Source organism: Dactylosporangium sp. CA-139066, from assembly GCF_050936175.1.
Taxonomy (GTDB): Bacteria; Actinomycetota; Actinomycetes; order Mycobacteriales; family Micromonosporaceae; genus Dactylosporangium.
Genome location: NZ_JBNJNH010000003.1, coordinates 78,004 through 99,462, shown reverse-complemented (window position 1 = coordinate 99,462; position 21,459 = coordinate 78,004). Strand labels below are relative to the sequence as shown.

The following is a 21,459-nucleotide window of genomic DNA, read 5'->3' as shown; positions in this document are numbered from 1 at the left end:
GCCTCACCGTCCCACCCGCCGACGAGCAGCCCGCCCCGTGGCGCGCCATCTGGATGTGCGCCGACCGGGGCGGCTGCCGTCGGCGACTCCACCAAGCCGAAGCGCGCCTCACCGGAGCAACGCGATGACCACCACCTTCCAGACCCCGTCCCGACGGCGCCAAGTCCGCGCCGCTCAGGGAGTCGGCTGGTACCGCACCCGCGACCTCGACGAGGTCGCCGTCCTGCGCGCCACCTGGGGCGACCACCTGAAACTCACCACCGCCGAACGCGACGCCGCCATCGCCCAACTCGACCAGCAAGGCCTAGCCGGCGCCGAAATCGCCCGCCGCGTCGGCTGCTCCCAACGCACCGTCGCCCGGCGCCGCGCCGCCCGGATGGCGGCCGGCGGACCAGCACCGGCGATCGTCGCCGAGACTGCGCAGACGGCGCAGCTGATCGCAGTCCTCGACACCACCGGCCTGTCCGGTCCGCAAGTTGCAGCACTCGCCGGCGTCTCAGTCAGCACCGTCTATTACCACCGCGCGCGGCGCGCCGAAGCTGGGCGGGCCGCAGCATGAGCCAGGAATGGCGGCTCCTCGCCGTGTGCCGCGGCACCGACCCGGCCATGTGGGACTCGCCCACATACAGCCCCGGCGTCGACAACGCCGCCGGGGTTGCGCGCGCCCGGGCCGCGCTCCGCTACTGCGCCGGCTGCCCGGTCAAGGCCGCATGTGACGCCGACGCCGCCGTCCGCCCGCCGGTCGGGGTCATCCGGGCCGGCCGCGTCTACGACGGCGACGGGCAGCCCGCCGACAGCTGCGAACGGTGCGGCGACCCGATCATCACCCGCAACCGGGCGAAGGCCCGGTTCTGCGGCAAGAACTGCCGCAACCTGACCCTCTACCACGCCGCACGGCAAGAAAGGCTGGCCGCCGCATGACCGGAATATTGATCGCGTTCGAGGGCGGCGAGGGGGCGGGCAAGAGCACCCAGATCAAGCTCCTCGAACGCGCCCTCAACCACGACGTGCTCGTCACCCGCCAGCCCGGCGGCACAGCGCTCGGGCAGACGGTGCGCCAGCTCGTCCTGGACGGCGAGCCCGGGACCGTCGACGACCGCGCCGAGGCGCTGCTGTACGCCGCGGACCGGGCCCAGCACGTCGCCGAGGTGGTCCGGCCCGCCCTCGCCGCCGGCCGCACCGTCATCTCCGACCGCTGGGCGGACTCGTCGATCGCCTACCAGGCTGCCGGGCGGGGCATGGACCGCGACTGGATCGCCGCCGTGTCCGCGTGGGCGGCCGGCGGGCTGGTTCCCGACCTCACCGTGCTCCTCGACATCGATCCCGCCGTCGGACTTGCCCGGGCCGCCCGACGCGGTGCCACCGACCGGCTCGAGCAGGAGAACCTCGACTTCCACCGGCGGGTCCGCGGCGCATACCTCGAGCTTGTCGCCGAGGCGCCCGGACGGTATCTGGTCCTCGACGCGACCCGGCCGGTCGACGAGATCGCCCGGTCCATCGGATCGTTCGTCCGGGGGCTCCTCAGCGTGGGGGTGGGCGCGTGAAGACCGCCAAGCCCGCCGTGAAGGTACTCGCGTTCACCTGGTTCGACGCCGAGGTCGCCGAGGCGGAAACCGGCTGGCGGACCGACGCCCGCGGCGGCGAAGCCCTCGCCGAGTTCGCCGGCCGCGACTGCTACCAATCCTGGTCGAAACCGAACCCGGCCACAGCGACGAACGCCGGCTACCTCGCGCACATCCTCGAGGTCGGGCATCTGTCGGTCCTCGAACACGGCACCGTGACCATGCGGTTCACCGGCGTCTCGCGGTCGTTCTCCCACGAGCTCGTACGCCACCGGCACTTCTCGTACTCGCAGCTGTCCCAGCGGTACGTGCCCGCGGCTGACACCGCGATGGTGCTGCCGCCCCTGTTCGGTGACGATTCCCACGCGGCCGAGATTCTGGCCGTCGCAGCCGAACAGGCGATGGACGCCTACGAGGAGATGACGAAACGCGCGGAAGAGCTGCTCGGCGATCGCGGCGTGCCGGCGGGAACATCCCGGCGCAAGCAGGCCCGACAGGCGGCCCGGGCGGTGCTGCCGAACATGGCCGAGACGAAGATCGTCGTGACGGGGAACTACCGGGCGTGGCGACACTTCATTGACCTGCGCGCCACCGTCCACGCCGACGTGGAGATCCGCGAGGTTGCGATTCTCGCCCTGCGTGCGCTGCAGCGGGTTGCGCCGAACGTCTTCGCCGACTACACCATCACCACGCTTGACGACGGCACCGAAGTTGCGGCCAGCCCTTACGCGGAGCGCTCGTGACGGCCGTCGAGGACCCGCACGCCACCTGGCTGGCGATCGTCGCCGAGGCCGACCGGATGCCGGAAGGGGTGTTCGCGGCGGCCGTCACCGACACGATCCGGCGGGTCGTCCGCGCCACCCCCGGCGAACCCCTCGCCCCGCGGGTGGTCGCCGACCCGCGGGGCGCCGCTGAACTGTCCACAGCATGCCTGCGGGAGTGGCGCCGGCGGCATCCCGGCGTGGGGGCGGCCTGATGGACATCGACCTCAACGATCCGACGCAGGTGCTCCTCGGCGAGCTCCGCTACTTTGCCGACGTCCGGCCACGCTGGCGGGCCGTGCTGCCCGACCACGGCCCGGTGAAGGGCGTCAACGAGGCCGACGCCCGGCATCTGGCCGCCCAGTACGGCGGGCGCGCCGAACGGTCTGAGGTGTGGCTGCTGGACGGCGGGTGGGAGGTGCTGGCGCCGTGGCGGCCGGCCGCGCCGGAGGAAGCCGCCGCTGACGGCACCTGACCACGTGAGCTTTCGCGACATGTTCAAGTGCCACAAAGGCTCACGGATGAGGTACGCTGCACGTACCGCTCGCGGAAGGAATGCACGAAAATTCCGCAGCCGGTACGACCGCAGCTATAGAAACGGCCGGCGGGGTCAGCCCTGGTAAGCAACCCCCAACCGGCCGTCCACAACACCCACCCGTCAGGGCACGCGTCGCCGTATCAACATAGCGGCAACGCGCGCCCGGCGGTGGACCGACCCCGAAAGGGTAGCCATGGCCGACAGCAACATCTCCGAGGCGATGCGCGCGATCGCGCTCAAGCGCTGGGCAGACGCCAGCCCCGAGGAGCGCAGCCGAAACACCGCCGCCGCGAACGCCGCCAACAGGACCCGGCCTCGCAAGAAAACCCACGAACGATTCGCGGAGCTCGAAGCCCGCATCGCCGAGCTCGAAGCGCGGCTCGCCGCCGCCTGAACTCCCGCGCCCGGAAGGGCGAAAGCCGACTCTCGTGACGAGTCGGCTCTCCGAAGACACCCTCACCGGCAACTTCCCGCCGATCATACCAAGATTCTGATCGATGTCAGGGACGTTGCCCCCGAGCAAAGCGGGAGCACACCTTGACCATCACCGAACGACCCCACGGCTACGCCCGCTACAAGCTTGAAGGCTGCCGCTGCTACACCTGCGCATTCGCCGTCTCCGAATACCGCATCAACCGGCAGAAGCGGATCACCGCCGGCACCTGGCGCCACGACGCCGAGCCCGTCCGCGTCCACCTCCGCTCGCTCGCCGCGGCCGGCATCGGCGCGCGCCGGGTCGCCGAATTGTCCGGCGTGAACCGCTCCGTCCTGCGGACCCTGCTCCGCGGGCGGAAGGAGCGCGGCACCCCGCCGCCGAAGACGACCCGCTACGACATCGCCGAACGCATCCTCGCCGTCGGCCTCGACCACGCCCCCAGCGCCCACGTCGAGGCATCAGGCACTGTCCGGCGCGCCCAGGCTCTCTGCGCGATCGGCTGGACCGTCTCCGCCGTCGGCGAGGCAATCGGCTGGACCGCGCAGAACTTCTGCAACCTCGTCAGCCGCGGCTCGCAGCCGTACGCCGCCATGGTGCTGGCCCGCACCGCGGCAGCGGTCGCCGCCCTGTACGAACGCGAGTCGATGCGGCCTGTCGCCGGGCCCGCCGGTGACGCCGCCCGTGCCCGCGCGAAGAGCCGCGGATGGCTGCCACCGCTCGCCTGGGATGACGACACCATCGATGACCCCGACGCCTTGCCGTGCATCCTGCCGCCCGTCGACGACTCCGACCCGGCCGCCGACAACCGGCTCATCCAGCAGTTCGCCGCCGGGGCCGATGTCAAGCTTCCGTGGCGGGAGAAGCTTGAAGTCGTACGCCGCATGCACGACCGGCCCGTCGAAGAGCTGGCAGGACTGCTCGGCGTCGGCCCCCGCTCCGTATCGACGATGCGTTCGATGCGGCTGCCGCAGAAGCAGGCGGCATGACTACCTACCCGCCCGTGCCGCCCAAGTCGCCATACCAGGCCGGTGACCGCGTCCAGCTGCACGGCTACCCGGGTTACCCGCCCGGTCCGCGCCGCGCCGGCTGGGTCGGCACCGTCACCGGCGGGTTCGGCACCAACGCCCTCTACGTGCGCACCGACGACGGACATGACGCGGTCGAGAACTGGTCGGACCTCACACCCGTTGGCCAGCCCGAACGGACCGCGGCGCGCTGCACCTGCTGCCACGGCGGCGCCGCATGACCGCCCCCGGCACCACCCGCCTCGGTGCGAACGACCTCATGCCCTGTCCCGACGCCCGCCTGCGACACCTGGCCCGCATGGAGGCCTGCGCCACGTGCGGCGTCGAAGGGTCCGTGCCCGAGAACGTGTGGCGGCAGCGGGCCGACATGCAGCACCTGCGCCTCGTGGGGCGGGTGAGCGCATGACCACTACGGTGGCGATCCGCGCCTGCGAAGAGTGCTCCAAACCGCTCGACTTCAGTCACATCAAGTCGGAGAAGGATCGTCGGCTCGCGCAGCGGCGCAACCGGTTCTGTGGAAAAACGTGCTCGAACCGATACGTCGCCCGAAATCGCAAATCCACCTCTTATCGGCACATCACCCCCCGTGGCTACGTGGCGATCTGGATGCCGAATCACCCGATGGCCCAGAAGACGGGATATCTCCTCGAGCACCGACTCGTGATGGCTGAGCACCTCGGCCGGATTCTCCTTCCCGATGAGGTCGTCCACCACAAGAACGAGATCAAGACCGACAATCGCATCGAGAACCTCGAACTACTGGCGAAGCAGGAACACGATCGGCTCCCCAAACCGCCACCGAGGCCGTTCCCCTGCCCGCACTGCAACGGCCTTGTCCAGACGTTCGGTACCTGGGCACGGGTGCGCAAGGCCGTCGCTGTGGGCCCGCCTCCACCCGCGCTGCGACGTCGTACGACTCGTCGATCCGCATCACCGCCGCGGACCGACGGCCAAGAGGCGCTCGACCTATTCGACGGGCTGGTGGCGTGATGACCCAGGTAGCCACCACTGTCCAGCTGCGCAACCCGCGCACCATCGGCCGCTGCCCCCACGGCTCCGAGTCGCGTCTCACCGCGGGCGGCCCGGTCTGCGCCCACAACCCGCCGCCGGAGGTCCAGCCGCTGCGGCCCGCCGGGCACGGGCACGGCCTCGACGGGCCCGTCTGCTCCGAACGCTCGCGCCCGCAGTGCCCCGACCAGGGCGACTATCGGGTGCGCATGTGCGTGCGCTGCGGACGCATAACGGCCCGCATCGACACCGACGGGGCGGCGTGGTGCGGCGGGACGCTGGCCGGCGTCCAGGGCAAGCCGGTGCGGCACCTGGCGGTGGTGGGCGCGTGAACGGCACCTTCTACCTCGGCGTCCACATGCCGCACTGGCTGACCCTCCCGCCCCGCGACCGCGACGGGCAGCCCATCCCGCTGTTCATCTCCCACCGGCGCCTCGCCGGGCGTACCGCGCTGCCCCGCGCCCGCACCAGCTGGGCCCTCGACTCCGGCGGGTTCTCCGAACTGTCCCTGTACGGCGAATGGCGCACCACCCCGCAGGAGTACGTGGCCGCCGTACGCCGCTACGACCGCGAGATCGGCCGGCTGGAGTGGGCGGCCCCCCAGGACTGGATGGTCGAGCCGTTCATGCTCGCCAAGACCGGGCTCACCGTCGCCGAACACCAGCAGCGCACCGTCGCCAACTTCAGGCTGCTCCGCGACCTGTGGTGGGACGCCGAAGACGCCGACCTGCAGGCACTGTGGGGCCGGCCCGACGCTGCGCACACCCGCGACCCCGAGTTCTGCCCGTTCATGCCCGTCCTGCAGGGCTGGACCCTCGACGACTACCTGCGCTGCGTCGACCTCTACGAGACGGCCGGCATCCGCCTGCGGGACTATCCCGTCGTCGGCGTCGGGTCCGTCTGCCGGCGGCAGGCCACCGGCGAGATCGAGGCCATCTTCGCCGCCCTGTCGAACCTCGGCCTGGCCCTGCACGGGTTCGGGGTCAAGACGTCCGGGCTCGCCCGGTACGGGCATCACCTCGCCAGCGCCGACTCCATGGCCTGGTCCTACGACGGGCGGCGCACACCGACACGCTGCGGGTCCGCCACCCACATCAACGAAGCCAACTGCCTGACGTTCGCCCTCGACTGGTACCGCCGGCTCGGCGACATCGGCGAGGACGCCGGCGGGCAGCTTGCGCTCGACCTGTTCGAGGGGGCCGCCTGATGCCCGTCGCGCTCCTGCCCCCCGTCACCACCAGCGGCGGCAACTGGTACGGCCAGACCGCTCTGACGACCGCACCCCGGTACGTCCGCGGCCGGGGCAACAGTCGCTGGCATCGCGTCCGGTCGGCCATCGACAACCCCGCCAGTCATGGGCGCGGGCCGTGGACCACCTACAACTACTGGTGCGGACCGTTCGCCCAGACCAGCGACGACCGCGGACCCCTGTGGCTCGTCGACGACCTGCCGCCCGGCGAGCCCGTCTGCGGCACCTGCGTCGGACGGGCACTCGGCGCCGGCCAGGACGATGTTCCCGCCGGGCTCCCGCCGCTCGTCTTCTCGCCCCGCTGGCAGGCGCCGCCGTCGACCTGTCCCGGCTCCAACCGGCAGAACCTCGTCGAGCCCCTCGACGCGCGGCTCCGCGTCGGCCGGTGCCTCGCCTGCGGCGCCCACGACTCCATCCGCGCCCTCGGCCGCGGCTACAGCAGCTACGGGTGGGGACTCGTCAAACACGCACCCGGGACCGACCTGATCCAGCCGTGTCCGTTCCATGGCTGGCACCGCATCGTCGGCAAGGACGGACGCGCCGCTTGCGACTGCGGCTGGCCGGGAGGTGCGCCGTGACCACCACCATCACCGACCAGATCTGCAGCCTCTACGACCAGCAAGCCGTCCACGACTGGCTCACCACGCTCCACGGACGCAGCACTGGTCAGGTGTGGATCGGCTCCGACCTCGACCGGTTCCGGGGCCGCACCTACGACACCGCCGACCCCGGCTGGGCAGGCCGCGCCACCGACCGCATCACCCGCCTCGACCAGGCCGGCGCCGCCGGCATCTACACCCGTACCACCACGCTCGTCGCCCCGCCCCGCAAAGGCCGCGGCAGCGACCACGACTCGGCCGCCCTGCCAGGCGTCGCCGCGGACCTCGACATCGCCGGGCCCGGCCACAAGACCACCAAACCCCTGCCGCCCGACGAGGCAGCCGTCCGCGACCTCATCGACGACAGCGGGCTGCTCACCCCGTCCCTGTGGGTGCACTCCGGCGGCGGCATGTACGCCTGGTGGCTGCTCGCCGAGCCGGCGCCGATCCGCGACCACGAGCGGGCCGCCGCGTTCACCGACCGGTGGCAGCAGGTCATCGCCGCCGTATCCGCCCGGCACGGGTACACGTACGGCAACGTCGGGGACCTGTCCCGCATCCTGCGCGTCCCCGGCACCGTCAACCGCAAGACCGGCACCGAGCGGCCCTGCCGGATCGTCGAGGACACCGGCCGCCGGTACAGCCTCGCGAACCTCGCCGACAACCTCACCGACGTCTGGCCCGCCATCGCTCCCGCCGCGCCGGTGGCCCCGGCCGTTCCGCGCCGCCCCCTGGCGGCCGGCACCGGCAACCCGGGCATCGACTACGAACAGCAGGTCGACTGGGCCGACATCCTCGAGCCCCACGGCTGGACGTTCGCCTATGAACACGGCCACGCCCGCTACTGGGTGCGGCCCGGCAAAGACCGGCGCGGCGGCATCTCCGCTACCACCGGCCGCGACCCCGCCCGGGACCGGCTGTGGGTGTTCACCGACGCCACCGAGTTTCCGCAGAACACGCCGATGACGAAGTTCGGCGCCTACACGCTGCTCAACTTCGGGGGCACCAGCGCTCACCACTTCGCCGAGGCCGCCCGCGAGCTCCGGCGGCTCGGCTACGGCGGACGGGAGGCGGCGTGACGTACACCGAGGGACTCTGGGACGCCGACGAAGCGGAGTGGGAGGGCCGGGGCAGCAACGTCATCCACCTCTCCGAGCGGCTCGCCGACCGCGTCAACCCGCCGGCCACGCTCCCGGCTGAGCCGGTCATGGGACTCGGCGCCACCCCGTTCGTTGCCGGACGCGGGTACGCGCGCCGCTTCCCGACGCAGACGCTCCCCGAGCCGATGCGGGCCTACTGCCACGACCTCGCCGTACGCAAACAGGTCCCCGTCGACCTGGTCGCGCTCACCATGCTCGGGATGCTCGGCGCTGTTGCCGGACCCCGGATCATTGTCCGGCGCGACCTCGACTGGACCCAGCCGTGCAACCTGTACACCTGCTGCGGACTGCCGTCCGGCGCCGGGAAGTCGCCGACCATCGAGGAGCTGCGCCGCGGCGCTCGGAAGGCGCTCAAACTGCTCACCGAGCGGCACCAGCAGCGCCTCGGTGAGCGGATCGCCGGACTCGAACACGAGGCGGAGCAGCTGTACCGGCAGGCGAACGCCACCGCGCCGACGGCGGCCGGGGCCCGTGAGGCATTCCGGACGCAGGCGAAGGCCAAGGAGTCCGAGGCCGAGAAGCTGCGCACCGAGCCGCCACCCGCGCCGCAGATCATGTTCGACGGTGACATCAGCGTCGAGGCGTTGGCGGCGAAGCTCGCCGCCAACGGCGGGGCCGGCGCGATCGTCGATGACGAGGGCACGTTCCTGCGCATGTTGGGCGGCATGTACAACGGCGGGAAGACCGGCAACCTGGGTCTGGTCCTCGTTGGCTACGACTGCCGCTCCTACGCCCCGGCCCGGATCACCCGGAACTCGGAGCCGATCGACCGGGCCGCGCTGTCGCTGGTCATCGCCCCACAGCCGGGAATCATCGCCGACATGCTCCGCGACCATGCGATGGTCGACGCGGGCGTCATCAACCGGTTCCTGGTGTCGATCCCCGGCGACCTGATCGGCCAGCGTGAGGAACGCCCGGCCACCTACTACAAGGACCTGCCGGCGGAGCGCCCGGACCGGTCGGGCCGCGACTGGTGGTCGGGGCTGATCGCGTCGATCGTCGAGTACGACGTCATCGGCGACACCCCGACTGAGGACGCTCCGACGATCGACCTGACCCGGGCGGCGTTCAAGCGGCACCGGGAGTACGAGCGCGAGTTCGAGGGGCGGCTGCACCCGGCGTCCGGTGACCTGCTCGCTGCGGCGGCGTGGGGGTCGAAGCATCTGGCGCGTGTGATGCGGGTGGCGGCGCTGCTGCACCTGGCCGCCGGCCTGTCGACCGACGACGAACTGTCGGAGCAGGTGATGGAGGACGCGATCACGATCGGCGAGTGGTCGATCGAGCACTTCCTGGCGGCGGGAAAGGCGTCGGGCCTGTCGGAGGAGGCGGGCCGGATCAAGGAGTACGTCGACAACGCCGAGTTCGGTTACGCGCTGCGCAGTGAGATCAACAGGCGGGTGTTCATGAACAAGGCGTCGAAGGCTGCGATGTCGCGGTGGATCGGCGAGCTCATGGAGACGGGCAACTACTCGCTGGAGCAGGTGCCCACGCGCGGACGGCCGGGGTGGGCGGTCTGCCGGGGTGGCGTCAAGCCCAGGACGGGCGATGACGATGCCGCGTAGGGCTCTGGCGGGGGACCTTTTCTCGCACTTTTCTCGCCGTCGCTGCGAGAAAAGTTTTGGCCTTCGCGAGGCTGCGACCTGGGGAAACGCAAGATCGCTCGACTTTTCTCGCTTTTCTCGCTTTTGCGCTAACGAAGGGGTGCGGGTGTGGATCAAGGCCCTCGCGATAATAGAGGTGGTTTTTAATATAGATAGATATATATATTACCAGCTCACACCCCCTACGCCTCACCCCATGATCCATACCCACACTCTCACCCCTGCGCAGAAGCGAGAAAAGCGATAGAAGGTCCGGACCCTCAGCAAAACCGCAGGTCAAAGGCCAGATTTCGCGATCTCCACGCCGCGAGAAAAGTGCGAGAAAAGTGCGAGAAAAGTCCCCGCCCCGGAGGAGAACCCCGATGAGCACCACCACCGACGTCATCGCCGCCTTCCAGCCATGCCCGACAGGCATGGAAGCGCACTACGTCACAGCCAACGGCGAACACTTCACCCGGCCCGTCCTCGGCTGGCTCACCGTCGACGAATGCGACACCGACTCCAACGGCGACGCCCTCGCCAATCCCGACGTCCGGCCATACCGCCGGATCGTTGCCGGAGTCCTCAGCGAAGCCGAGATCGAGGCGGCCGACAACGACTCCACGTTCTGGCACATCACGTACCCCGGCGAGCCGGGGCCAACCACAGAGGAGATCGCCGCCCAGGCGGCCAAGACGCGAGACTGGATTGAGCGCCCCAGGGGTGCCGCATGATGCCGACCTGGGACGAATTCACCAACGCCGAGCCCCGGCTCACCGCGGTCCTGGAAGCTGCCGTCGCGCTCCTCGGTCACAGCGACGAATGCCACGCCGAAACCGTCTACGTCATGGCGAAACCCCTCATCGGCTGGCTCGTCGGCCCCCAGCGCGGCCGGGCGCCCCGCAACGGCCTCCGCGCCGTACCCGCTGGCACCCGCCTCTGGGCCATGGCCACCGTCGCCCGCGAATTCCAAGCCACTCCCTCGTGGCTCGACAGCAGCCACGCCTACGACCACGCCCGGGCTCACATCAACGAACTGCTTCACCAGGTCCAGCAGCAGCGCGAAGCAGCCTGACCCGCCCGTCCCTGGCACCACAAACCCGAAGGAGAACCGATGCCCGACCCTCGAGACCCGCGCCCCGACTGCGAACGCCACGGCTGCGGCCCAGCGATGGGCTGGGCTGCCTGGACCCACACCGACGACTGCAAGCGCGAGTACGCCGCTGCCCAGCACCAGACGTGGCCGGCGCGCGCGAACGCCGAGGCACCCGAGCACCGCGCCGCCCGGCAGCGCACCGAGGACGAGCGGGCGGCCCTCACCGAGCCGGCGTACGGCCTGCGGGAGCTGTCATGACCGCCTGGCACATCGGCCGGGCATGGTCCGGCACTGAGATCGAGGACGGCTGCCCGTGCCCGAAGGCGCCGTGCGGGCTTGTCGACCAGGCCGCGCTGAAGGTCGGTGAGGCGTGCCCGCAGCACCTCGTCAACAAGACGATCCGGCAATCGCATCCCGCCGACGCCTGTCCGGGGCGTCGGGCCGAGGACGTGGACCGGCTCGCCCGCGAGCAGGCCGAGGAGCGGCGCCGGCGCAACGCCGAGCTGGTCGCGAAGCTGGGGCTGCTGAAGCCGGAGGTGATCGCGGCGTCGCTGCGGGAGGCCGAGGACCTGCGGCGGGCGCGGCTGGCTGAGCGGGCCGGGCAGCTCGACCTCGGGGGCGCTTCGTCGTGAGCGAGGTGGGGGGCGGTCCGATCCGCGAGGGAGGTGGGGATCGGTATGTCGGAGAGCGGTCGAGGCGCTGGCCGGACGGGCGTCCGCTGTGCGGGGCGAAGAAGAAACGCGAGGAGGGCTTCTGTACGTGGACGGCCGGTCAGGGCACGTCACACCTGGGTCGCGGACCCTGCGAGCGCCACGGTGGGAACCTTCCGTCCCACGTGATCGCGGCCGAACGCGCTGAGCTTGCCGCGACGGCCGCCCGCTATTCGGTGCCCCGGCACATTCACCCGCTGGAGGGGCTGCTGGAGCAGTACGCGTTCCGGATGGGCGAGGTGGCGCACCTGCGCGAGTTGGTGAACGCCCTGCCGGCGGAGGCGCTGTTCTGGGGTGTCGAGTCGGAGACGGACCGCCGCTCGCCGGATGGGGAGGACGGGGAGCGGCTGCGCACGGGGACGGCGGCGGAGTTCGAGCGGAAGTCGAAAGCCGGGCCGAACGCGATCTTGGAGCAGTACGACAAGGCACAGGCGGCGGCGGAGAAGCTGGGCCTGGACATCATCCGTGTGGGCCTGGAGACGGCGGCGCAGAACCTGGCGGGCCGGCTTGCCGGGCAGCTCGGTCCGTTGCTCGACGGGCTGATGGCGGCGTGCGCGGCCGAGGCGGCCCGGTTCGCGGGTCTGTCGGAGGCGGATGCGGGTGTGCTGGCCGCCTCGTTCCGTCCGCTCGCGGTGGAGCGGATCGCAGCTTTCGCGGGGGCTCGGACGGTCGACGGGACGGTGGCGGCGTGACGGCCTCAGCGCTCCCGGGGACGCGTTTGGTGACCCGACCCACGCCCGGCGCGTTTTCGGGCCGAAGCGGTCGGCTGACGGACCCCGCAAAGCCACGCCCGCTCGAACCGGCCCAGCGGCATGCCCACCACCGGTCCTCAGATAGCGATTCCCGGCCCGCACGCCGAGCCAGGACGCGAGAAACGGCCACGGTGGTCCGCGGCCAAGCAACCCCCATTCCCGCGCAGCCCGAAGGAGACTCCCGATGACGACCACGACCCCCGCGAACTTCACCGCCGCCGGCACCCGCGCATTCGAGGACCTGCCGCACTCGTGCCGCTGCGGCACCCGCTGGTCCGGGTCGAACACCACGCACTGCGGCACCTGCCACAACTTCGTGGGCACCGGCGTCGAGGCCTTCGACCGGCACCGGCGTGGCGGACGCTGCAACCCGCCCGCTGACGTTGGCCTCGTGCTGATCCCGGGCCGCGCCTACGAGGTGTGGGGCACCCGGTCGGCCGAGGGCGAGGCGGCATGACTGAGCAGCCCATCGGCCCGACGGCCTGGTTCGACCAGTTCCCGGTCGCCCTCTCCGGCGTCAAGGGCAACGACCAGTGGTGCGCTCGCCACTGGGCGCCCTGCCCGATCCTCGGCGCGAACGGTCTCGGCGCCGCCACGGAGCTGATCTCGGTCTTTCTCCGGGAGGTCGCCTCGGCGAAGACCCCTGACGGACTCAACGCCGAGATGCAGCGCGTCGGCAAGCTCTGCTGCACCCTCGGCGACGAGCGGATGTACGAGATCTGGGGGCACTGGCCGCCGACCGGGGATGGTGACCGTGACTGAGCCCCGCATCGTCCGCTGCCAGTACGGCCAGGACCCGCACCCGATCGACGACGAGTGCGTCAACGTCACCGACGTGTGGACCGACGCGCAGCTCGAGGCCGGCCTGCGCCGCGTGTTCGCGGCGGTCGACGGGCCGCCGCCGAAGGTCGAAGCCCGGCCCGGCTTTGGCCCGGGCTTTGGGGGCGGTGACAGCGGCGACGGCGCCCTCAAAGGGGATGCCCGGCCGACCTGGGAGAACCCGGCCTCCGAGGCATCCGGCGGTGACCGGTGAACGCCGAGCCGTGCCGCCACTGCGGCCGAACGTCGCACGGCTTCGCCTGCTGCGGGCTGATCTTCGCCGACGAGCCGGGCGGCTGCCCGACCGACCACAGTGCCGACCTCGGCGCCAAGCCGCACCGGGCGCCGGTCAAGGGCCAGTCCGGACCCGCCCGCCCACTGCGCGCCCCGCGCCGGATCGAGCCGAGGGGGCATCGATGACCACCATTCTGCGCCGCGCTCTCCGCTGGCTCGGCGAGTTCTTCGACCTCGTCGAACCGGAGCCTCCCCGGCTCAACTGCGGCTGTCTCCGCAACGACCGCGCCCGGTTCGTCTGCCCGTGCGGCCATGACGCCTGCGAGCAGCACCGGGCCCACACCTGCCGGGAGGCCGCCGATGCCGTGCGATGAGCCGTTCGTGCCCCGCCCCCGATCCGCCGCCGACGACCTCCGCCCGGGCGAGGTGCCGCGCGCCGACGTCGAGCACCTGATCGCCCGGGTGCTGCACGAGCAGTCGTGCGGCGACGAGAACTACGCCGGCGACCCGCAGGTGGCCGCCGCTGACCGGGCCGGCCACGCCTGGGACGCCCGTGCCATCTGCGACGCGCTCGCCGAGCGCGGCTGGATCGTCCACCGCACCGACAGGAGAGACCGATGACCACCATCACCGCCGGCGAGATCCAGGACGGCATGCTCGACCTCGCCTACGTCCGCCTCGACACGCCGCTGGTCGACCCCGACCCGGAGACCATGTCGATGCTGGACAGCGTCATGAGGCGGCTATTCGACCCCGCCGAGCGGGAGCTGCTGACCGTCTCGGCCTTTTCGAGTGCGCTGTGAGCATCGACAAGGCCGGCGCGGCGCGAATCCCGCCGCCGGCGACGGTCCTGCCGCCCCCACCCCCGCCGTCGACCGGCAGGCGGGACCTACGGCCGTTCGTGGCCGTCGACCCAGCGATGAAGTCGGGCCAGCCGACCGTCAACGGCACCCGCCTCACCGTCGCCGCCGTCGCCGACTACGTGTGGGCCGACGGCGTCGACCAGGCCGCCGCCGACCACGACCTGACCCGCGGCGACGTCCTCGTCGCCTGCTGGTATGCGGGGACCGTCGGGTTGCCCGGCCGGCGCAAGTCCCTCGCCCCGACACCACTGTGGCGGCGCCGCTGGAGCGCCTGGGCCGATGACGTCCACCAGGCGTTGTGGAGCGTGACGACCGTCGACTACGACAAGATCCCCGACCCGCCGGGGAGTGACCGTGGCTGACCCCGACCGTCCCTGCCCACACGAGACGTTCGCCGCAGACGTCGCCGTCGGCCGCATCGGCACCGAAGAAACCCCGGACGGGATGCCCCACGCCTACATGGCCGACATCCGCGTGTCCTGCTCGGCGTGCGGTGAGCCGTTCCGCTGGCTCGGCGTCCCCGCCGGCCTGTCGTTTGCGCACCCGATGGTGTCCGTCGACGAGGCGAAGCTGCACGCGCCGCTGCGCCCGGCGAGCGCCGACCCGGACTTCGGGCTCGGCATCCCCGGGTTCGCCATCGGCTACCGGGGGGGGGCAGGCCGTGATGCCTGACGACATCGGCGCCGCCCTCGTCGCCCTCGACGGTGAGGTCCGGAAGCTCCTGGAGATGCTGCAGCGTGACGGTCGCCTGTGGGAGCACGCCGCCGACCCGCTGCCGCAACTCGCCGCCGACGTGTACGCCGCGGTCAAGGCCCAGGAGCGGCCGACATGATCCGCTCGACCGCGATGACAGCCGGCGCCGCCCTATTCATGGCGGTTGCCGCAGCCGGGTTCGCCTGGTCCATCGCCGGCCTTGACGGCGGCCGGCACGCGACGTGGATCGGCGGAGCCACGATCGCCGGGTTCGCTGCCGCCGGGTCCGTGTACCTGATCGGCCGCGCACACGAGGCGGCCCGAACCGAGAGGAGATCGCCGTGACCGCGCTCGTGTTCCGCACCGACCCACACAACCCGGTGCAGGTCGTCGACGAGGACGACGGCTGCCAGCCCGGCAACCACCGGCGCGACGCGCTGTGCGCGCGGACGCCGCTCGCGATCCTGCCGCAGGACGACGAGCCCGACGACGAACGAGGAGGAGCAACGTGACGAACCTGCCCGATCGCCTCGTCGACCTGGCCGAGGTGGATGACTTCGCCACGCTCGAAGATGCGGCCCGCGACGAGCTGATGCGCCTGTGGGACGACATGAGCCGTGCGCGCAGGCACGCTTATCGGGGCTGCTGGTCCGGCGAATGCGAGAGCCTCGCGAGGCGGATCGTCGTCCTTACCCGGCACGTCGGCGCCACCAACTGGACCCACATTCAGGCGCCGCTGATCCGGTCCGGCCTGTACGAACGCATCCACCGCGAGGCCGGACTGGAGCACCCGCCGATCGACTGGGAGCGGTTCGCGGCGTACGAGCGGCGGCTGGAGGCTGGGCGATGACCTTCGATGAACTGTGTGCTGCCATGCAACGCATCGAGGACGCAGTCACCTGCGCCGAGATCGAGCGCGAGGAGGCCCGCCGCACCGTCCTCGTGCCCGGTCCGGCTTCGGCGGTAAAGCTAGAAGCGTGGCTGGCCGCCCATCGCCTCGACGACGTGATCACCGTGCAGTGTTCGCCGCTGCTGCCGCCTGATACGTGGTACGTCATCGACGAACGGGCCATCGACGCCGCGCTCGCCGAGGCGGTCCAGCAGGACATGCGTCGACCACTATTCGAAGTGAAGACCAACGCGTGCTGCGGCCAGATCGCCGGGCACGGACACCTGCCGGGATGCATGATCGGCAACTACGCGTGGGCCGCCGCTACCGTCCGCAGCCCGAACTTGTGGCTGAAGGTGACCGGGACATGAAGATCGTCCGTTTCCCGGACCGTGACCGAGCGAGCGCTGCCCCCTGCCCACGCCGCACGCCGTCTAAAGGAGAGCGAGCCCATGCACGACCCTGATGTGGTGGCCTTCGACATCCGCCGCCCGTGGCCAAAGCGATCCCGGACCTACGACGCCAAGCCAGGTCAGCCGCGCTGGAAGGTCGGCCACGCGTTCTGGACGGTCGCCGGGCGCGGCCTGTACTGGCCGACGCTGATCACCGTCTGGCATCGCGAGCCGGGTGGGAAGGACTCCGGCGAGATCTGCAAGCACTACGTGCGCTGGCGCGGCGACGACGGCAAATGGCAGTCGAAGATCCTGCACGGCTGGCGATTCCACATCCACCACTGGCGCATCCAGGTCCACCCGCTCCAAACCCTCCGCCGGTGGGCGCTTACCCGCTGCTCATGGTGCGGCGGCCAGTCCCGCAAGGGCGACCACGTCAACATCAGCCACCAGTGGGACGGCCCGCGCGGGCCGTGGTGGCGGGGCGAGCCAGGGCTATTCCATCGCGACTGTTCATCCATCGAGCGTGCCCACCGCACCTGCCTGTGCGCCGACCCGCTCCTCACTCACGGCAGCTACGGCAGGTGCGCCATGTGTGGCAAGGGCTCCAGCTTCGGCCGGACCGAACTGCAGATCGCGCAGGCCCGCGTACTCGCCGCGGTGCCCGCCGGGCAGCGTGACGCCGACGCCTACCAGCGGGTCTGCGACATGTACGCCGCGTCGAAGAAAATCAAGGAGAGCGCATGACGACCACCGAACTCCCACCCGCCTGCGAGGCGCCCGGCTGCGACAACGACGCCGACAGCTCATGCGAGTGCTGGCCGCCGAGGGAACTCTTCGGGCGTGAGGTCAGCCAGACGGCGCCCATCGGTCTTTGCTCACTGCACGTCGTCGACCTCGAAGTGATCAACCCGTCGATCTTCTCCAGAGTCCGGGCATGCAAGCCGCAACGCCCCGAATCCGCCGCAGCCACCTTCTCGCTCGACGGCACCTGACACGACGGCGGCGCCCGGTCTGCCAACCGAACGCCGCCCACCAAGCCCCACCGCCAGTGGCTCCTGATCTAGCGGATCGTACATCTGACCTGCGGAAACGGAGCCCCGAAACCATGAGCGACACCCTCACGGACATCGCCGACGCCGCCGAGGCGCTCTGCGACGCCCGCCAACACGCCGAACCCCGATACGAGTGGGACGCCAACCGCAACAAGAAACCCATCGCCCCCCACCGGACCATCGTCCCCGGCCTCATCCAGCAACTCCGCGACCTCGCCGAAGAAGGCTCCGCCAGCGGCGACGAAACCGGCGTCCGCTCCGTCCCCGACAGCCGGCCACCCGGCGAGTTCGACGCCGTCGCCCTCATCGCCGCCGTCACGTTCGGCGCCGCCTGGCGGGCCGGGCAGCTCGGACTCCAGCCACGCGACACCGCCGAGGCGAACATCCGCGCCATCGTCGGCGCCGCATCCAGCATCGATTCAGACACGCAGCGAGACATTCGCCACGAGCTGACGTCGTGGCGGCGACAGGCCGACGTCATCCTCGGCTGGGAGCAGCCGCCGATCGAACTCGTCGCCCCCTGCCCGATCGTCGACACCGACGGCGCGGGCACCCCCTGCGGCGCCCGCGGGAGCCTCCTCGCCCAGCGCGACGGGACCGGCGCCCGGTGCGTGAAATGCGGCGCCGCCTGGGACGAGCGGGACGTCGCCCTACTGTTTGAGCACGTCAAGCGATACACGGAGGCGTCGAAGGCTGCGGCGGAGAAGGCGCGGAGGGTGGTTCGCGAGCAGAAGGCCGAGCAGCGGCGGCTCCTGGAGGAGGCGAAGAAGCGGCGCGCCGAGGCCGCCTGACGGGCGCGTTCTTGACACGATGGGGCGGCGACACCTACGATCCCGGCCTTAGAGGAGTCTGCGAAGAGCAGCCTCGAGGCCGGCCATCGTGCCGGCTTTTCTTGTCTCCGGGCAGCTCCCCGGCCATCACGCTGCTGGCGGGCGGCGGGCCGCGGTGAGCACCCGGACGGCGCGGCCCGGTTTCTGAGGGGTGGCTCGGCCGCGCCACACGAGCCCGCCACGACGCCAGCCTCCCCGGTCCGCGTCCACCGTGCCGCCCGTGAAAGTCGGGCCGGGTTCGCCCACCCTCACCGCAGCAAAGGAGCGCCGCAATGCTCCGCGCCCTCACAGCAGTCGCCGCCTGCACCGCCGCCGTCGCCGCCCTCTGGATCGCCTACCGATTGGAGCGCCTCATGACCGCCCAGAACGACAAGCTCACCGCCCTCCGCAACGACCTCACCGCCGTCTTCGCCGACGTCGACGCGAAGCTCGACCAGCTCAACGCCCAGACCGACGACTTCAACCCCGAGGCCCAGGCCACGTTCGACGCGCTCAAGCAGCTCGTCGCCGACAAGCAGGCCGAGATCGGCGACGTCGACGGGTCCGACAGCGCGCCGGCCGAGCCGGAGCAGCCGGCCGTCTGACCCCCCGGACGTCGGGCGCCGCCACCCCCACGGCGGCGCCCGGCACGGGATCCCGCAAGGAGACCAGATGCGGCTACGCCGGGCCCGCACCATCGCCGCCTGGGCGCTGCTCATCGGCTCGATCATCGGATGGCCGGTCGCCGCATTCGGCCCCGCACGGCATGAACCCCAGTTCGTGCTCGGCCTCTCCTTCCTGGCCCTGATCGTGGAATCAGCCTCATTGCTCACCGCCTCACAAGTCCACGAGGAGACCGGCAGCAAGTGACCGCCTATCGGTACGCGCGCCGCCCCAACCTCGTCGACGCGATGCAGGTCACCGAAGCGGACGCGGTCGAAATCGCCGACTGGGCCGACGGGCACATCGACCGCGACCCGCAGACCGGGAAGCTCCAAATTCGGCTGCCGCAGTCGAAGATCCCCGCCACGATCGGCGACTGGGTCGTCCGGGACCACATGCCCGACGGGCTCGGCCCTGCCCGGCCGATGCTCGCCAACGTGTTCACCTGGGCATTCCAGCTCGCCGAGTAGGTGAACGCCGTGACGCTCGCGCCGCTGTCGCCGCTCGAACGGCAGGTGTACGCCAAGGTCATCGAGGCGTTCCTGCCACAGCCTGAAATCGACGTCTTCGGGCTGCTCGAGTACGAGCCGAACTGCAAGCCGCGGTCCGAAGCTCGCAACGCCGGCGTGCCCGAGGACAAGCTACCGCCCATGTGTGGCCAGTGTCCTCAGGAGCTGTTCCACGCGGCCACCGAGTTCGATGTCCTGTTCGGCGGCGCGGCCGGCGGCGGCAAGACGAAAGCCCTGGTTGCCGACGACCTCCGCGACGCGGTGCGCTACCCCGGCATCCGCATCGGCGCGTTCCGCCGGACCTACGGCGAGCTGAAAGAATCCCTGCTCGCCGAGCTCGCCATGTTCGGGTTCGGGCAGGCGCTCGGCGCGAAGTGGAACGGCACGGAGTACGAGCTGCGGTTCCCGAACGGGTCGCTGATCATGTACCGCTATGCGGAGAACATGGCCGACGCCACCCGCCGCCAGGGCGGCCAGTACCAGAAGCTCACCTTCGACGAGCGGAACCTGACCTCGCCGGACGTGATCCGGTTCCTCGAATCGCGCATGCGTTCGGGTCGCAGGGACATCCCCGTCATCGGCACCCGATCTGGTACCAACCCCGGCGGTGTCGGCCATGGCGCTTCCCGAGACCGCTACATCGACCCGACCGAGTACGGCAAGAAGGTCGTCCTCGACGTCCGCGGCCGGACCGTCCGGTTCATCCCGTCGAAGCTTTCCGACAACCCGCACGTCAACGCCGAATACGCCATGGACCTCATGGCCCTCGACGGGCCGCAGCGGGCCGCGTTCCTCGACGGCAACTGGGACGCGTTCGCCGGCGCCATGTTCCCCGAACTGAAACGGGACCGGCACGTCGTCGAACCGATCGAACTGCCACAGTCATGGCGCCGCTACACCGGCATCGACTGGGGTTTCACCGCCCCGTGGGCTGTCCTGTGGGCCGCGGTCGACGAGGACGGCCGGGTCTGGATCTACCGGGAGATCTACGAACGGAAAGTCGGCGAAGCTGAACAGGCCCGCCGCATCCTCGCCGCCGAACAGCCCGGCGAACGGGTCAGCGTTCGGTTCGCCGACGACGCCATGTGGGCCACCCGCGGCGACGCGAAACCGATCGCCGACGTGTACGGCGACAATGGCGTTCACCTCACGAAAGCCGGCAAGGGCGCCGGGTCGCGGGTCCACGGCTGGCAGCGCTGGCACACCTACCTTGCCGAAGCGCCCGCCTGCCCGCACCATCGGGCGCTCGGTTGGGACACCTGCCCGAAGCTGCACATGTTCACCACCTGCCCGGAGACGTTCAAAGAGATCCGGGACCTGCCACACGCGATCACCGGCGACCCTGAAGACGCCGACACGCGCGCACCCGACCACCTCGCCGACGCCGGCCGATACCTGCTGATGAACCTCGACGGCGCCCCGCCCGGGGACATGTTCCCGCCTCTGCAATGGCGGCTGTGGCGGACCGCCGCCGACGGGCACATCGCGTGCGGGGACACACTGTGGCCGGTCGAGTCGAGCTGGCGGTTCGGCACACTCCACTTGCCGAAGGGCGACGACGCCGTCGACGACTACGCCGTCGCGTGCGCGTGGGCGCACCGGCCCGACGGGAACCTGATCCTTCTCGGCCGGGTCCGCACACCGGCGCTCGGCGCGACCGTCGCCGCGTTGGCCGGCGCGCTGATGAGAACGCACCGCCTGGACACCATGTTCGTGCCCAAGCCGCAGCTCACCGACGTGGTCCGCGCCTCCGGCCAGGCGTGTGGCGTGCACCTGAGCGCCGTCGACGCCGACACTGACCGGCTCGCCCGGGCCGTCCCCGCGGCGGCGAAGATGACCGCCGGCACGGTTTGGCTCCCGGCCGGCGCCGACTGGCTGGCCGGGTGGAAAGCCGAGTTCTCCGCATTTCCAGCTGGGCGGATAGCCGGATGCGTCGAAACGCTCGCCACCGCCGCCCGTGTCGTCGCAACCCGCTGGGTGCCGCCGCCGGCGAAAACCCAGCCAAGCCTCGACGGCGGCTACGACCTGGACTACCTGACGATGCCGCTGTAGGGGGT

General features: G+C 71.0%; 41 protein-coding genes. All 41 read left to right on the top strand.

The annotated features are described in order from the left end of the window. The first annotated feature begins 124 nt into the window (after window positions 1-124). A complete protein-coding gene (locus ACQEVU_RS58545) occupies window positions 125-559 on the top strand; it encodes a hypothetical protein (RefSeq protein ID WP_433334669.1) in 435 nt (144 codons plus the stop codon). Continuing rightward, a complete protein-coding gene (locus ACQEVU_RS58540; RefSeq protein ID WP_433334671.1) occupies window positions 556-921 on the top strand; it encodes a WhiB family transcriptional regulator in 366 nt (121 codons plus the stop codon). The genes ACQEVU_RS58545 and ACQEVU_RS58540 overlap by 4 nt, the downstream gene beginning before the upstream one ends. Then, window positions 918-1,544: a dTMP kinase gene (gene tmk / locus ACQEVU_RS58535; RefSeq protein ID WP_433334673.1), complete on the top strand. Its 627-nt coding sequence runs from the start codon at window positions 918-920 to the stop codon at window positions 1,542-1,544. The genes ACQEVU_RS58540 and tmk overlap by 4 nt, the downstream gene beginning before the upstream one ends. Then, window positions 1,541-2,305 (top strand): FAD-dependent thymidylate synthase, encoded by a 765-nt coding sequence (gene thyX / locus ACQEVU_RS58530; protein WP_433334674.1) that lies wholly within the window; start codon window positions 1,541-1,543, stop codon window positions 2,303-2,305. Before tmk ends, thyX begins: the two co-directional genes overlap by 4 nt. Then, complete coding sequence (locus tag ACQEVU_RS58525) at window positions 2,302-2,538, top strand: hypothetical protein (RefSeq protein WP_433334676.1); 237 nt, start codon at window positions 2,302-2,304, stop codon at window positions 2,536-2,538. The genes thyX and ACQEVU_RS58525 overlap by 4 nt, the downstream gene beginning before the upstream one ends. Then, window positions 2,538-2,798: a hypothetical protein gene (locus ACQEVU_RS58520; protein WP_433334678.1), complete on the top strand. Its 261-nt coding sequence runs from the start codon at window positions 2,538-2,540 to the stop codon at window positions 2,796-2,798. The genes ACQEVU_RS58525 and ACQEVU_RS58520 overlap by 1 nt, the downstream gene beginning before the upstream one ends. A 256-nt stretch (window positions 2,799-3,054) precedes the next feature. Continuing rightward, entirely contained in the window at window positions 3,055-3,255 is a 201-nt protein-coding gene (locus ACQEVU_RS58515) for a hypothetical protein (protein ID WP_433334680.1), read from the top strand. 143 nt (window positions 3,256-3,398) lie between these two features. Next, the gene (locus ACQEVU_RS58510; protein ID WP_433334682.1) at window positions 3,399-4,283 is read left to right on the top strand and encodes a hypothetical protein; all 885 of its coding nucleotides are present in this window, start codon (window positions 3,399-3,401) and stop codon (window positions 4,281-4,283) included. Beyond that, window positions 4,280-4,543 (top strand): hypothetical protein, encoded by a 264-nt coding sequence (locus ACQEVU_RS58505; protein ID WP_433334684.1) that lies wholly within the window; start codon window positions 4,280-4,282, stop codon window positions 4,541-4,543. Before ACQEVU_RS58510 ends, ACQEVU_RS58505 begins: the two co-directional genes overlap by 4 nt. Next, window positions 4,540-4,728, top strand: a complete 189-nt coding sequence (locus ACQEVU_RS58500; protein ID WP_433334686.1) for a hypothetical protein — start codon at window positions 4,540-4,542, stop codon at window positions 4,726-4,728. Before ACQEVU_RS58505 ends, ACQEVU_RS58500 begins: the two co-directional genes overlap by 4 nt. Beyond that, a complete protein-coding gene (locus ACQEVU_RS58495) occupies window positions 4,725-5,312 on the top strand; it encodes an HNH endonuclease signature motif containing protein (RefSeq protein WP_433334688.1) in 588 nt (195 codons plus the stop codon). The genes ACQEVU_RS58500 and ACQEVU_RS58495 overlap by 4 nt, the downstream gene beginning before the upstream one ends. After that, entirely contained in the window at window positions 5,312-5,662 is a 351-nt protein-coding gene (locus ACQEVU_RS58490) for a hypothetical protein (RefSeq protein ID WP_433334690.1), read from the top strand. The genes ACQEVU_RS58495 and ACQEVU_RS58490 overlap by 1 nt, the downstream gene beginning before the upstream one ends. Beyond that, entirely contained in the window at window positions 5,659-6,537 is an 879-nt protein-coding gene (locus ACQEVU_RS58485) for a DUF7221 family queuine tRNA-ribosyltransferase-like protein (RefSeq protein WP_433334692.1), read from the top strand. Before ACQEVU_RS58490 ends, ACQEVU_RS58485 begins: the two co-directional genes overlap by 4 nt. Next, window positions 6,537-7,157: a hypothetical protein gene (locus tag ACQEVU_RS58480; RefSeq protein ID WP_433334694.1), complete on the top strand. Its 621-nt coding sequence runs from the start codon at window positions 6,537-6,539 to the stop codon at window positions 7,155-7,157. Before ACQEVU_RS58485 ends, ACQEVU_RS58480 begins: the two co-directional genes overlap by 1 nt. Further along, the gene (locus ACQEVU_RS58475; protein ID WP_433334696.1) at window positions 7,154-8,257 is read left to right on the top strand and encodes a hypothetical protein; all 1,104 of its coding nucleotides are present in this window, start codon (window positions 7,154-7,156) and stop codon (window positions 8,255-8,257) included. Before ACQEVU_RS58480 ends, ACQEVU_RS58475 begins: the two co-directional genes overlap by 4 nt. Beyond that, complete coding sequence (locus ACQEVU_RS58470) at window positions 8,254-9,900, top strand: DUF3987 domain-containing protein (protein ID WP_433334698.1); 1,647 nt, start codon at window positions 8,254-8,256, stop codon at window positions 9,898-9,900. The genes ACQEVU_RS58475 and ACQEVU_RS58470 overlap by 4 nt, the downstream gene beginning before the upstream one ends. 401 nt (window positions 9,901-10,301) lie before the next feature. Next, window positions 10,302-10,652 (top strand): hypothetical protein, encoded by a 351-nt coding sequence (locus ACQEVU_RS58465; protein WP_433334700.1) that lies wholly within the window; start codon window positions 10,302-10,304, stop codon window positions 10,650-10,652. Then, on the top strand, window positions 10,649-10,993 hold the full coding sequence (locus tag ACQEVU_RS58460) for a hypothetical protein (protein WP_433334702.1): 345 nt from the start codon (window positions 10,649-10,651) through the stop codon (window positions 10,991-10,993). The genes ACQEVU_RS58465 and ACQEVU_RS58460 overlap by 4 nt, the downstream gene beginning before the upstream one ends. A gap of 39 nt (window positions 10,994-11,032) precedes the next feature. Then, on the top strand, window positions 11,033-11,272 hold the full coding sequence (locus ACQEVU_RS58455; RefSeq protein ID WP_433334704.1) for a hypothetical protein: 240 nt from the start codon (window positions 11,033-11,035) through the stop codon (window positions 11,270-11,272). Continuing rightward, a complete protein-coding gene (locus ACQEVU_RS58450) occupies window positions 11,269-11,646 on the top strand; it encodes a hypothetical protein (protein ID WP_433334706.1) in 378 nt (125 codons plus the stop codon). Before ACQEVU_RS58455 ends, ACQEVU_RS58450 begins: the two co-directional genes overlap by 4 nt. Before the next feature lie 203 nt (window positions 11,647-11,849). Continuing rightward, window positions 11,850-12,416, top strand: a complete 567-nt coding sequence (locus tag ACQEVU_RS58445; RefSeq protein WP_433334708.1) for a hypothetical protein — start codon at window positions 11,850-11,852, stop codon at window positions 12,414-12,416. A 244-nt stretch (window positions 12,417-12,660) separates the two neighbouring features. Further along, window positions 12,661-12,933, top strand: a complete 273-nt coding sequence (locus ACQEVU_RS58440; protein WP_433334710.1) for a hypothetical protein — start codon at window positions 12,661-12,663, stop codon at window positions 12,931-12,933. Continuing rightward, a complete protein-coding gene (locus ACQEVU_RS58435) occupies window positions 12,930-13,238 on the top strand; it encodes a hypothetical protein (protein WP_433334712.1) in 309 nt (102 codons plus the stop codon). The genes ACQEVU_RS58440 and ACQEVU_RS58435 overlap by 4 nt, the downstream gene beginning before the upstream one ends. After that, window positions 13,231-13,509 (top strand): hypothetical protein, encoded by a 279-nt coding sequence (locus tag ACQEVU_RS58430; protein ID WP_433334714.1) that lies wholly within the window; start codon window positions 13,231-13,233, stop codon window positions 13,507-13,509. The genes ACQEVU_RS58435 and ACQEVU_RS58430 overlap by 8 nt, the downstream gene beginning before the upstream one ends. Beyond that, the gene (locus ACQEVU_RS58425; protein WP_433334716.1) at window positions 13,506-13,715 is read left to right on the top strand and encodes a hypothetical protein; all 210 of its coding nucleotides are present in this window, start codon (window positions 13,506-13,508) and stop codon (window positions 13,713-13,715) included. Before ACQEVU_RS58430 ends, ACQEVU_RS58425 begins: the two co-directional genes overlap by 4 nt. Then, a complete protein-coding gene (locus ACQEVU_RS58420; RefSeq protein WP_433334718.1) occupies window positions 13,712-13,903 on the top strand; it encodes a hypothetical protein in 192 nt (63 codons plus the stop codon). Before ACQEVU_RS58425 ends, ACQEVU_RS58420 begins: the two co-directional genes overlap by 4 nt. After that, window positions 13,890-14,150: a hypothetical protein gene (locus ACQEVU_RS58415; protein WP_433334720.1), complete on the top strand. Its 261-nt coding sequence runs from the start codon at window positions 13,890-13,892 to the stop codon at window positions 14,148-14,150. The genes ACQEVU_RS58420 and ACQEVU_RS58415 overlap by 14 nt, the downstream gene beginning before the upstream one ends. Continuing rightward, window positions 14,147-14,332, top strand: a complete 186-nt coding sequence (locus ACQEVU_RS58410) for a hypothetical protein (protein ID WP_433334722.1) — start codon at window positions 14,147-14,149, stop codon at window positions 14,330-14,332. Before ACQEVU_RS58415 ends, ACQEVU_RS58410 begins: the two co-directional genes overlap by 4 nt. Then, window positions 14,329-14,754, top strand: coding sequence for a DUF433 domain-containing protein (locus ACQEVU_RS58405; RefSeq protein ID WP_433339857.1), 426 nt, complete (start codon window positions 14,329-14,331; stop codon window positions 14,752-14,754). The genes ACQEVU_RS58410 and ACQEVU_RS58405 overlap by 4 nt, the downstream gene beginning before the upstream one ends. After that, window positions 14,747-15,064 (top strand): hypothetical protein, encoded by a 318-nt coding sequence (locus tag ACQEVU_RS58400; protein ID WP_433339856.1) that lies wholly within the window; start codon window positions 14,747-14,749, stop codon window positions 15,062-15,064. The genes ACQEVU_RS58405 and ACQEVU_RS58400 overlap by 8 nt, the downstream gene beginning before the upstream one ends. Beyond that, a complete protein-coding gene (locus ACQEVU_RS58395) occupies window positions 15,057-15,224 on the top strand; it encodes a hypothetical protein (RefSeq protein ID WP_433339855.1) in 168 nt (55 codons plus the stop codon). The genes ACQEVU_RS58400 and ACQEVU_RS58395 overlap by 8 nt, the downstream gene beginning before the upstream one ends. Window positions 15,225-15,426: 202 nt before the next feature. Beyond that, window positions 15,427-15,597, top strand: coding sequence for a hypothetical protein (locus ACQEVU_RS58390; protein ID WP_433339854.1), 171 nt, complete (start codon window positions 15,427-15,429; stop codon window positions 15,595-15,597). After that, window positions 15,594-15,935, top strand: coding sequence for a hypothetical protein (locus ACQEVU_RS58385; protein WP_433339853.1), 342 nt, complete (start codon window positions 15,594-15,596; stop codon window positions 15,933-15,935). The genes ACQEVU_RS58390 and ACQEVU_RS58385 overlap by 4 nt, the downstream gene beginning before the upstream one ends. Then, on the top strand, window positions 15,932-16,345 hold the full coding sequence (locus tag ACQEVU_RS58380) for a hypothetical protein (protein ID WP_433339852.1): 414 nt from the start codon (window positions 15,932-15,934) through the stop codon (window positions 16,343-16,345). Before ACQEVU_RS58385 ends, ACQEVU_RS58380 begins: the two co-directional genes overlap by 4 nt. Before the next feature lie 81 nt (window positions 16,346-16,426). Next, complete coding sequence (locus tag ACQEVU_RS58375) at window positions 16,427-17,113, top strand: hypothetical protein (RefSeq protein ID WP_433339851.1); 687 nt, start codon at window positions 16,427-16,429, stop codon at window positions 17,111-17,113. After that, complete coding sequence (locus tag ACQEVU_RS58370; RefSeq protein ID WP_433339850.1) at window positions 17,110-17,361, top strand: hypothetical protein; 252 nt, start codon at window positions 17,110-17,112, stop codon at window positions 17,359-17,361. The genes ACQEVU_RS58375 and ACQEVU_RS58370 overlap by 4 nt, the downstream gene beginning before the upstream one ends. A gap of 113 nt (window positions 17,362-17,474) precedes the next feature. Beyond that, a complete protein-coding gene (locus tag ACQEVU_RS58365) occupies window positions 17,475-18,212 on the top strand; it encodes a DUF7341 domain-containing protein (protein ID WP_433339849.1) in 738 nt (245 codons plus the stop codon). A 311-nt stretch (window positions 18,213-18,523) separates the two neighbouring features. Further along, window positions 18,524-18,835, top strand: a complete 312-nt coding sequence (locus ACQEVU_RS58360; RefSeq protein ID WP_433339848.1) for a hypothetical protein — start codon at window positions 18,524-18,526, stop codon at window positions 18,833-18,835. A gap of 67 nt (window positions 18,836-18,902) precedes the next feature. Next, a complete protein-coding gene (locus ACQEVU_RS58355) occupies window positions 18,903-19,100 on the top strand; it encodes a hypothetical protein (RefSeq protein WP_433339847.1) in 198 nt (65 codons plus the stop codon). After that, window positions 19,097-19,363 carry a hypothetical protein gene (locus ACQEVU_RS58350; RefSeq protein ID WP_433339846.1) on the top strand — a complete coding sequence of 89 codons (267 nt, stop codon included), beginning with the start codon at window positions 19,097-19,099 and terminating at the stop codon, window positions 19,361-19,363. Before ACQEVU_RS58355 ends, ACQEVU_RS58350 begins: the two co-directional genes overlap by 4 nt. 9 nt (window positions 19,364-19,372) lie before the next feature. After that, window positions 19,373-21,454: a hypothetical protein gene (locus ACQEVU_RS58345; RefSeq protein ID WP_433339845.1), complete on the top strand. Its 2,082-nt coding sequence runs from the start codon at window positions 19,373-19,375 to the stop codon at window positions 21,452-21,454. The last annotated feature ends 5 nt before the right edge of the window (window positions 21,455-21,459 follow it).